Origin of the sequence: Mesorhizobium sp. M5C.F.Ca.IN.020.32.2.1, from assembly GCF_004023105.1 — a bacterium.
GTDB lineage: Bacteria > Pseudomonadota > Alphaproteobacteria > Rhizobiales > Rhizobiaceae > Mesorhizobium > Mesorhizobium wenxiniae.
Window position 1 is genome coordinate 1 of sequence record NZ_RZSX01000133.1, and the last position, 9829, is coordinate 9829.

8 protein-coding genes, 1 tRNA gene and 1 pseudogene are annotated in these 9829 nt (G+C 65.2%); 9 read left to right on the forward strand and 1 reads right to left on the reverse strand.

Going from position 1 to position 9829, the window contains the following annotated elements; genetic code table 11:
• From queG to EOA86_RS09430, 9 genes are all read left to right on the forward strand, one after another.
• Positions 1-765: tRNA epoxyqueuosine(34) reductase QueG (gene queG / locus EOA86_RS09390; protein WP_128341332.1), on the forward strand; the 765-nt coding region annotated here is incomplete at its 5' end.
• Complete coding sequence (locus tag EOA86_RS09395; protein WP_128341334.1) at positions 762-1667, forward strand: SDR family oxidoreductase; 906 nt, start codon at positions 762-764, stop codon at positions 1665-1667. The genes queG and EOA86_RS09395, both read left to right, overlap by 4 nt.
• A gap of 59 nt (positions 1668-1726) precedes the next feature.
• Positions 1727-2818: a penicillin-insensitive murein endopeptidase gene (gene mepA / locus EOA86_RS09400; RefSeq protein WP_128341335.1), complete on the forward strand. Its 1092-nt coding sequence runs from the start codon at positions 1727-1729 to the stop codon at positions 2816-2818.
• 351 nt (positions 2819-3169) lie between these two features.
• A complete protein-coding gene (locus EOA86_RS09405) occupies positions 3170-4189 on the forward strand; it encodes a glucokinase (RefSeq protein ID WP_128341337.1) in 1020 nt (339 codons plus the stop codon).
• A gap of 127 nt (positions 4190-4316) precedes the next feature.
• Positions 4317-6170 carry an ABC transporter ATP-binding protein gene (locus EOA86_RS09410; RefSeq protein ID WP_128341338.1) on the forward strand — a complete coding sequence of 618 codons (1854 nt, stop codon included), beginning with the start codon at positions 4317-4319 and terminating at the stop codon, positions 6168-6170.
• Positions 6167-7009 (forward strand): 4-hydroxy-tetrahydrodipicolinate reductase, encoded by an 843-nt coding sequence (gene dapB, locus EOA86_RS09415; protein WP_128341340.1) that lies wholly within the window; start codon positions 6167-6169, stop codon positions 7007-7009. Before EOA86_RS09410 ends, dapB begins: the two co-directional genes overlap by 4 nt.
• Positions 7010-7041: 32 nt before the next feature.
• Complete coding sequence (locus EOA86_RS09420; protein ID WP_065006477.1) at positions 7042-7662, forward strand: 2,3-bisphosphoglycerate-dependent phosphoglycerate mutase; 621 nt, start codon at positions 7042-7044, stop codon at positions 7660-7662.
• Between the two features lie 67 nt (positions 7663-7729).
• Positions 7730-7814: transfer RNA gene (locus tag EOA86_RS09425), tRNA-Leu, on the forward strand.
• 375 nt (positions 7815-8189) lie between these two features.
• Positions 8190-8429: a hypothetical protein gene (locus EOA86_RS09430; RefSeq protein ID WP_128341342.1), complete on the forward strand. Its 240-nt coding sequence runs from the start codon at positions 8190-8192 to the stop codon at positions 8427-8429.
• 98 nt (positions 8430-8527) lie between these two features.
• On the opposite strand, the pseudogene EOA86_RS09435 reads toward EOA86_RS09430, so the two are convergent.
• Positions 8528-9829: pseudogene (locus EOA86_RS09435) on the reverse strand (transcriptional regulator); the annotation flags it as partial.

Here is a 9829-nt window from a genome sequence, read left to right on the forward strand (position 1 = left end):
GACGTAAAGGTGTTCGTCGATACCGCCCCGGTGATGGAAAAGCCGCTGGCTGAAGCCGCCGGCCTTGGCTGGCAAGGCAAGCACACCAACCTGGTCAGCCGCGCGCATGGCTCCTGGCTGTTCCTCGGCACCATCTTCACGACGGCCGAGCTTGCGCCCGATACGCCCGAGGACGATCATTGCGGCTCGTGCCGCGCCTGTCTCGACGTTTGCCCGACCGACGCCTTTCCGGCGCCCTACCGGCTCGATGCGCGACGCTGCATCTCCTACCTCACCATCGAGAACAAGGGACCGATCCCGCATGAGTTCCGGGAAAAAATCGGCAACCGCATCTATGGCTGCGACGACTGCCTGGCCGCCTGCCCGTGGAACAAGTTTGCCCAGGTTGCCTCGGAGGCGAAGCTCGTCGCCCGCGCGGATTTGCGCGAGCCGCCGCTCGCCGATCTCTTGACGCTCGACGACGCTGCCTTCCGTGCACTCTTTGTCGGTTCGCCAATCAAGCGCATCGGTCGCGACCGCTTTGTCCGCAATGTGCTGATCGCCGCCGGCAATTCCGGCGAACCCTCGCTCGGCAATGCGGTGCGTGCACTGCTCGGCGATGCCTCGCCGCTGGTGCGCGGCGCGGCGGTATGGGCGCTGTCGCGGCTTGTGCGAGAGACCGAATTTGCCAAATGTGCCACCGCTGCACTGGAAGCAGAAGGCGACGAGGCCGTGCAACGCGAATGGCGCCTGGCACTGGCAGACAAAATCGAGGCGCATGCATGAGCGAGAAGCAGATCTTTATTTTCGGCGCCGGCTATTCAGGCAAGGCATTTGCCCGAGCCAACAAGGATGCCGGCACAATCCTTGGGACGACACGCGCAGCGGATAAATTCGAAGCGCTGCGGCAAGCCGGAATCCAGCCGCTGCTTTTCGATGGCGCGCTGACACCCGAAATCGGCGACGCGCTGAAGAAAACAACCCATCTCGTCGTCTCGGTGGCGCCGGAAGAGGCCGGCGACCCGGTGCTGAATGCGGCGCGCGGGACAATCGCGACAGAGATGCCGGCGCTCGAATGGATCGCCTATCTCTCCACCGTCGGCGTCTATGGCGACCATGGCGGCGGCTGGGTGGACGAGACCGCCGAGTGCCGGCCGCTGTCGAAGCGCTCGATGCTGCGTGTCGCCGCCGAGCGGGACTGGCTGAAACTGGGTCAGGACATCGGCCGGCCGGCGGCGATCCTGCGGCTTTCCGGCATTTATGGGCCGGGCCGCAATGCCCTGGTCAATCTGGAAAACGGCACCGCGCGGCGGCTGGTCAAGCCGGGGCAGGTGTTCAACCGCATCCATTGCGATGATATTGCCGGCGCGCTCTGGCATCTCGCCGAAGGCAATCGCGGCGGCATCTTCAACGTCACCGACGATCTGCCGGCGCCGCCGCAGGACGTCGTCGCCTATGCCGCCGGGCTGATGGGCGTCACACCGCCGCCCGAGATTCCGTTCGAGAGCGCCCAACTTTCGCCCATGGCGCGGTCCTTCTATGGCGAGAACAAGCGTGTCGCCAACACAGCGATCAAGGCGGCCGGCTATCGCTTCCGCTTTCCCGACTACCGGACGGCCTTCGACCATATGTGGGCTGAGGGTAGCTGGCGCGACGGCGAGGCGCGCAGCCCGATGAAGCGGTCGTGATCGAAACCGCGCGCCGGGCGTGATATGATTCGACTTAATTCGCAGAGGGGTTCTGCCTCATGAAAACGTTGAAGCGATCATTGCCCGGTAGAACGCTGCTGCTGACCGCAGCACTCGCCGTTCTCGCCTTAGCGGGGCTTGCAGTGCGACCTGCAGCGGCCGAGGAACTGGCAAAGAACCTGTTCGGCGCCAAAAAACTGCCGGCCGTGGCTGCGCCGCAGTCGATCGGCTTCTATTCCAAGGGCTGCTTTGCCGGCGGCGTCGCCATTCCCCTGGACGGCCCGAAATGGGAGGTTATGCGGCCTTCGCGCAACCGCCGCTGGGGCCATCCGACAATGATCGCGCTGATCGAGAAACTGTCGCGCGACGCCGCGGCCGATGGCTGGCCCGGCCTGCTGGTCGGCGACATTTCACAGCCGCGCGGCGGCCCGATGCTGACCGGCCACGCGTCGCACCAGATCGGCCTCGACGCCGACACCTGGCTGACGCCAATGCCCGACCGCAAGCTTTCGATCGAGCAGCGCGAGAACATGAGCGCCACCTTGCTTGTCGACGAAAAGACCCATCTGGTGAAAGATGCGCTCTGGGTTCCGGCGCATATGCGGCTCCTGAAGCGCGCGGCAAGCTATGCGGAAGTCGAGCGCATCCTGGTCAATCCGGGCATCAAGAAGAAGCTCTGCGACACGGTGAAAGGCGACCGCGCATGGCTGCGCAAGGTCAGGCCGTTCTGGGGCCACGACTATCACTTCCACATCCGCATCGGCTGCCAGCCCGGCTCGCCCAATTGCAAAGCGCAGGAAAACACGGCGCCCGGCGACGGCTGCGACCAGTCGCTGGCATGGTGGTTCACCGAGGAACCGTGGCGTCCCAACAAGAACCCGGATAGACCGAAAGCGCGCGACGTGATGACCATGGCGAGCCTGCCCGCAGCATGTCAGGCGGTGCTCGATGGGCCAGATCCGGCTTCGGCGGAGGCGGTTACCTATTATGGCGACGGCGTGCCGGTCGCGGTTGCACCCGTTCTAACAAAGGCTCCGTCGCCGGCGCGGGCATCCGCAAGCGGCGCGGCAGCGCTCCCGGCCTCGGTCAGCGCCTTCGCGGCAACGCCCGAGATCGGCATTCCGCTGCCGCGGCCGCGACCGGGGAACTGACCGAGATTAGGGAAAGGCGCTTGATCGATCGTCTGGAATCCTGCTCTGCGAAGGCGTTCAACGCAGCAGCGCTCGAAGATCGCGGCATGGATACTAGGGCCTCCGCGACGTCGCTTCGCTCCTGCTCCGCCCTAGAATCCATGCCGATACAGTGGTCGAGGAGTGCAGCGATCCGGGTTGCCCGCAGGCATGCCTTCGTCCCCGGTTCGGCCTGACCTGAGGCCACATCCAACCCCATCCTGCTCCGAATCCTGGCCGCCTCATTTCGAAAACCGATTTCCCTTTCCCGGGTCATGCGCTAGTCAACGAAAGGACGGCGGAACGCCACTGGGAACCGGGACGGACGAGAGCATGCCAGGCGACGACGACACAGCGCTGCAGTTTCCGGTTCTGATCGGCGACATTGGCGGCACCAACGCGCGCTTTTCGATCGTGCTCGACGCGAACTCGGAACCAACCGAACCACAGATCGTCCAGACCGCCAATTTCAACACGATCGACGAGGCGATCCAGGCGGCGGTTCTCGACCGCTCGTCGGTCCGGCCCAACTCCGCTGTACTGGCGGTGGCCGGCCCGGTCGACAGCGACGAGATCCCGCTCACCAACTGCCCGTGGATCGTCAAGCCGAGAAAGATGTTTGCCAGCCTCGGCCTCAGCGACGTCGTGGTGCTCAATGATTTCGAGGCGCAGGCGCTGGCCGTGGTGGCGCTCGGCGAAGAGCATATGGAGAAGATCGGCGGCGATGCGCCGGAGCCCAATGCCGGACGGGTTGTGCTCGGTCCCGGAACCGGGCTTGGCGTCGCCGGCCTGGTCCACGCGCTGAACCACTGGATACCGGTGCCCGGGGAGGGGGGACACATGGATATCGGGCCGCGCTCGCCGCGCGATTTCGAGGTCTTTGTGCATATCGAGAAACTCGACGGCCGCATCTCCGGGGAACAGATCCTGTCCGGCCGCGGCCTGGTCAATGCCTATCGGGCGGTCGCCAAGGCGGACGGCAAGCCGGCCCCCTTCACCACGCCGGCCGAGGTCACCGCTGCGGCATTGGCGAAGTCAGATCCAGTGGCCGAGGAAGCGCTGGCGATGTTCGTCACCTGCCTCGGACGCACCGCCGGCGGCCTTGCGCTGGTGTTCATGAGCCGCGGCGGCGTCTTCCTAAACGGCGGCATTGCGCAGAAAATCCTGCCGGCGCTGAAAACCGGCAATTTCCGCGTCGCCTTCGAGGACAAGGCGCCGCACAGCGAGCTGATGCGCACCATGCCCGTCTATGTGATCACCCATCCGCTGGCAGCGCTTTCCGGCCTTGCCGCCTTTGCCAGGAACCCGTCCCTGTTCGGCGTCCAGACGGCAGGGCGGCGCTGGCGGGCTTAGATGACGACCGAAGCCGCGGCGAAGTTTTGCCGGCCTCTGCCATAGGCAAGCCGCCACTAGGGCGCTAAGAGGATTGCCGAATTAGCCCGGCCGCGGAGCCGAACCGACATCACGGAACGATCCCGACTTGAACCAGTCGCCAAACCACCAAGCCAAAGCCCGGCCCGGCGAGATCGTGGCGGTGATCCGCCGCATCATCGCCGAGAACAGCCGCGACTATCGCTGGTACTATGTTCTTGCCGTTCTGTGCCTGGTGACGGGTGGCGCCACGACCGCCTTCACCGCCTGGATCATGAAGGATGTCGTCGACCAGATCTTCTACGAGCAGCGCGGCGATCTCATCGCGCTGATCTGCGTGTCGATCCTGGGCGCCTTCATGCTGCGCGGGCTGGCCACCTACGGCCAGGCCGTGACACTGGCCAGAATCGGCAACAATCTGGTGGCGCGCTACCAGCGCCGCATCTTCGCTCATCTGATGAAGCTCGGCATCGGTTTCTTCAACGACACGCGCTCGGGACGGTTGGCCGCCCAGATCAACGAGAACGTCAACGGCATCCGCGACCTGCTGTCGATGACGCTGACATCCGTGGCACGCGACGCCGTATCGCTGGTCGCGCTGATCGGGGTCATGATCTGGCAGGATCCGATGCTGTCCCTGATGTCGCTGCTGATCGGGCCGCCGCTGATCTACACCGTCGTCTACCTGACCCGCAGAATAAGGCTCGCCACACGCGAAGCGGTGCAGATCAACTCGCGGCTGATCGGCGCCATGCAGGAAGCGACGCAAGGCATCGCCATCGTCAAGGCCTTTACGCTGGAGGACGAGCTGTCGCGCCGCATCAGCGGCCTTGTCGAGGGTGCCGAGCAGCGGGCAAACCGCATCGCCCGCGTCTCGGAACGATTGACGCCGATCTCCGAAATGCTGGCCGGCTTCGCCGTCGCCGGCGTCATCGCCTATTCCGGCTACCGGGCAGCCGTCGGCGGCCAGCCGCCTGGCGCGGTCTTTGCCTTCATCACCGCACTGCTGCTCGCTTACGATCCGGCCCGGCGGCTGGCGCGCATGCAGGTCGGCATGGAACGGGCGCTGGTCAATGCCCGCATGATCTACGAGCTGCTCGACCTCGAGCCGCAGCAGGGCGACGCGCCCGGAGCGGCCGAAGCGAAGATCCCCAGGGGCGAGGTGCGCTTCAACAACGTGTCGTTCGGCTATGTCGCCGACGCACCAGTGCTGCAGGATCTCAGCTTCATTGCCGCCGCCGGCAAGATGACGGCCATCGTCGGCGCCTCGGGCGCCGGCAAGTCGACGCTGGTGGCGCTGCTGCAGCGCTTCCACGATGTCGGTGCGGGCAGCATCGAGGTCGACGGCCAGGACATTCTAGAGGTGACCAAGCAGTCGCTGCGCAGCTCGATCGCCTATGTCTCGCAGCAGCCTTATCTGTTCGAAGGCACCATTCGCGACAACATCCGCTACGGGCGGCTGAGCGCCAGCGACGCCGAGATCGAACTGGCCGCACAACTGGCCGAGGCCGACGGCTTCATCCGCCAGCAGCCGCTAGGCTATGATACCCCTGTCGGTGAAGGCGGCCTGACGCTGTCGGGCGGCCAGCGCCAGCGCCTGTCGATCGCCCGAGCGATCGTGCGGCAGGCGCCGATCCTGCTGCTAGACGAGGCGACCTCGGCGCTCGACAACGAGGCGGAAGCGCGCGTCCAGCAGGCGCTGACCCAGGTGATGCAAGGGCGCACGACCATCGTCATCGCGCACCGGCTGTCGACGGTGGTCAATGCCGACCACATCATCGTGCTGGAACAGGGCCGGCTGGTCGAACAAGGCACGCATGCCTCGCTGATGGCAGACCCGCACAGCGTATATGCCCGGTTCCACCGGGTGCAGGGTAACAAGGGGCTGGGGCTTGTCGACGACGGCAAGCCAATCCAAACTCCGCTGCGGCGCGCGAAGAAAGTGGTTGGGAGAAATTTATGAGCGGTACGGCCACAAACGACCCCCCCGTCAATGAAATGGGCCTGGTGGTGGTCGGCGCGGCCGGCCGGATGGGCCAGGCGCTGATCCGCGCCATCCACTCCATCCCGGGCGCCCGCGTCGCGGGCGCGATCGAGCGGGCCGGCTCGCCGCATCTCGGCAAGGATGCCGGCGAGCTTGCCGGCATCGGCAATATCGGCGTGACGATCGGCGACGATCCGCTGCCGGCCTTCGCCAAGGCCGACGGCGTGCTCGATTTCACGAGCCCGGCAGCGACGGTCGAATTCGCCGGCTATGCGGCGCAGGCGCGCATCGCCCATGTCATCGGCACCACCGGCTGCTCGGCGGACGACAATGCCAAAATCGCGGCGGCGGCGCGCCACGCGACGGTGGTCAAGTCAGGCAATATGAGCCTCGGCGTCAATCTGCTGGCGGTGCTGGTCGAGCAGGCGGCGCGCGCGCTCGATGCCGACGATTTCGACATCGAGATCCTGGAAATGCATCACCGGCACAAGGTCGACGCACCCTCGGGCACCGCGCTGCTGCTCGGCGAAGCCGCCGCCACTGGGCGCGCCATCGACCTCGACGGGAACAGCGTGCGGTCTCGCGACGGCCATACCGGCGTGCGAAAAACGGGCTCGATCGGCTTCGCCACGCTGCGCGGCGGCTCGGTGGTCGGCGACCACTCCGTGATGCTGGCCGGCACCGGCGAGCGCATCACGCTCGCCCATCACGCCGAGGACCGGGCGATCTTTGCCCGCGGCGCGGTCAAGGCCGCACTGTGGGCGCGCGGCAGGAAGCCGGGACTGTATTCGATGCGCGACGTGCTCGGACTCGCCTGAGACGATCTGATCCACAAACTGAAGGAGCAAAAATGTCGGGAACTCTCGTGCTCGTACGCCATGGCCAGAGCGAATGGAATCTGAAGAATCTTTTCACCGGCTGGCGCGACGTCGACCTGACCGAGCTGGGCCACGCCGAGGCCAAGGCGGCGGGAGCCAAGCTGAAGGCGCGCGGCATGAAATTCGACGTCGCCTTCACGTCGTCGCTGATCAGGGCGCAGAAGACCTGCCAGCACATCCTCGACGCGGTCGGCCAGAGCGATCTCGAGACCATTCGCGACCAGGCGCTGAACGAGCGCGACTATGGCGACCTCTCCGGCCTCAACAAGGACGATGCGCGCAAGAAATGGGGCGAGGACCAGGTGCATGTCTGGCGCCGCTCCTACGACGTGCCGCCGCCGGGCGGCGAAAGCCTGAAGGACACCGGCGCGCGCGTCTGGCCCTATTATCTGCACGACCTGCAGCCGCATGTGTTGCGCGGCGGCACCGTGCTGGTGGCGGCGCACGGCAATTCGCTGCGCGCGCTGATCATGGCGCTGGACGGCAAGTCGGGCGAGGAGATCGTCAGACTGGAGCTCGGCACCGGCGTCCCGGTCATCTATAAGCTCAACGCCGATTCCACGGTGGCTTCGAAGGAAGTGCTGGAGGACTGAGTCGGCGAGCGGGTTTCAAAAAAGCGCGTTGACACTCACCCCTTGCCCGCCTAAAGAGCCCGCACCAGCCCAGATGGCGGAATTGGTAGACGCGCACGGTTCAGGTCCGTGTTCCGCAAGGAGTGGAGGTTCGAGTCCTCTTCTGGGCACCAAATTGCTGTTTCGAACTGTTTGACATGGTTTCAGAGACTCCTCAGAAAAAGCCCGGTTTGTCCGGGCTTTTTTGTTGTCTGGTTGTCCGTCGGCGTCCAATGGGTTTGTTTCGTCCGACATCATCGTAAAAACGGTGGCCCTGCTGACCGGGAAGGCTGCCTGATGGCGATGCGCCGGCGCGTTTCGCATTCTTCTGTTGCCAGTCGCCCGCCTGGCTGTGGCGATCAGCCTGATTCAGAAGCTCCGAGGAAAGTCCGGCCGACCGCAGCTTGCCTCAACCAGCGCCATCATCGTGATTGGCACATTCGGGTGTTAGCTGTACCATTCCTACGCCGGTCGTCGACGTGGCGTGTTCCGGCGAGGGAGAAACGTCCATGTTACAATCAATTTCGCTTGCAGTTTTCCTGGCGGTCGTTCCTGCGACAGCCTTTGCAAATTCATGCCCGACCACAATGGCCGCGATCGACGCGGCGTTGCCGACCGCGACGCTGGCCGAGGCCGATAAGACCAAAGTCAAGGAACTGCGCGCCCAGGGCGAGAAATTGCACGCCGCCGGCGATCACGCAGGATCAGAGACTGCCCTCAACCAAGCCAAGACGATGCTCGGCATATAGCTGCGATCAACGCGGCTTTCCTGGCCGATTTTCTTGGCCGATTGCCGGGCTTTTGTTCGGTTGTCGGCCGCTGAGGATCGCGGCCTTGACCGGTTGGATCAGCCCAGCCCGATGCGCTTGGCGCCTTGACGGAACATGGCCTCGGCGTCCGGCTCGAAGCGGAAGGTGCCGATGAAATCGTCGGCGCAGTAGTTCGGCAGCGTCTTGCGCAGCGCGGCGGAAAAGTTTCGCGCCTCGTCGATCCGCCCCGCCAGCGCAAGGCAGTGGGCGGCGATCGCCAGGATGATGGCATGGGCGTTGGGTCGGGCGGCTGCCTTCAGCGCCCATTCGGCAGCCTCGCCGAACTGGCCGAGGCGGACATGCGCCATCGCCCTGGCGCCAAGCATGCCGAACAGCAGCGGATCGAACGGGCTCAGATGGCGCGAGTGATCGGATGAACCGATCGCGGCGTTCGGATCCCCCGACTGCGAGTGTACAAACGAAAGCGCGTAGTGGCCGAGCGCAAAATTCGGGCTGAGGTCGACGGCCCGTTCCAGCTCGAGCAGGGATCCGTCCTGCTCACCGCGCAGCCACAGCGCCCGGCCCATGGCCCAGTGGGCGGCCGGATTGTGATCGTCGACCAGAAGACTTTGGCCGGCCGCCTCGAACGCGAGCGCGCTTTCCCTGTCGCGGTCTCCCCAGCGCTGAAAGGCGTTCTGCCAATGGGTGAACGACAGGCCGGCATAGGCACGGGCGAAGGTCGGATCCAGCCTCAGGGCCATGTCGAAGAAATGCCGGGCCTGTTCGTTTTCCGTGCGGGTGAAGCGATACATATGCCAGAGGCCGCGATGGTAGGCCTCCCAGGCGTTCAGCGAGTTGGGGGCTTTCAGCATGGCGCGGTTGCGCTCGACCATCTCGATCTCGGCCGAAATCGACGAGACGATGCTGTTGCCGATATCGTCGAGGATGGCAAAGATGTCGTCGGGCCTGCGTTCGAACGTCTCGGCCCAAACGATCCTGGCCGTGCGCACCTCGACAAGTTCGACGCTGACCACGACGCGGCCTGCCTGGCTGCGCACCGTACCGGTGGTCACATAATCGACGTTGAGCCGCCGGCCGGCATCTTCTGGCGCGATGTTTTTTTTCGACAGCGCAAAGACCGAGCCGCGGGCGATGACGAAGAAATCCCTGAGCTTGGCCAAACGGGTGATGATGTCGTGGGTCAGGCCGTCAGCCAACCCGCCGCGAGAGGGGCCGCCGCGAGAGAGGCCGCCGCAAGGGTCGCCGACAGCCGCCTCCTCGACAAACGGCATTATCGCGAGTGAGGCCTTGCACGATGCGGCAACATCGGAATCGGGCAGCACAATTGACGCTTGCGGGGCCGCGGGCACAAGTGCCGGTCGCGCCCGGAGCGTCGCGGC

Coding starts and splice junctions, on each gene's coding strand:
- EOA86_RS09395 (WP_128341334.1), top strand. CDS start 762: ATGAGCGAGAAGCAGATCTTTATTTTCGGCGCCGGCTATTCAGGCAAG.
- dapB (WP_128341340.1), top strand. CDS start 6,167: ATGAGCGGTACGGCCACAAACGACCCCCCCGTCAATGAAATGGGCCTG.
- mepA (WP_128341335.1), top strand. CDS start 1,727: ATGAAAACGTTGAAGCGATCATTGCCCGGTAGAACGCTGCTGCTGACC.
- EOA86_RS09430 (WP_128341342.1), top strand. CDS start 8,190: ATGTTACAATCAATTTCGCTTGCAGTTTTCCTGGCGGTCGTTCCTGCG.
- EOA86_RS09420 (WP_065006477.1), top strand. CDS start 7,042: ATGTCGGGAACTCTCGTGCTCGTACGCCATGGCCAGAGCGAATGGAAT.
- EOA86_RS09405 (WP_128341337.1), top strand. CDS start 3,170: ATGCCAGGCGACGACGACACAGCGCTGCAGTTTCCGGTTCTGATCGGC.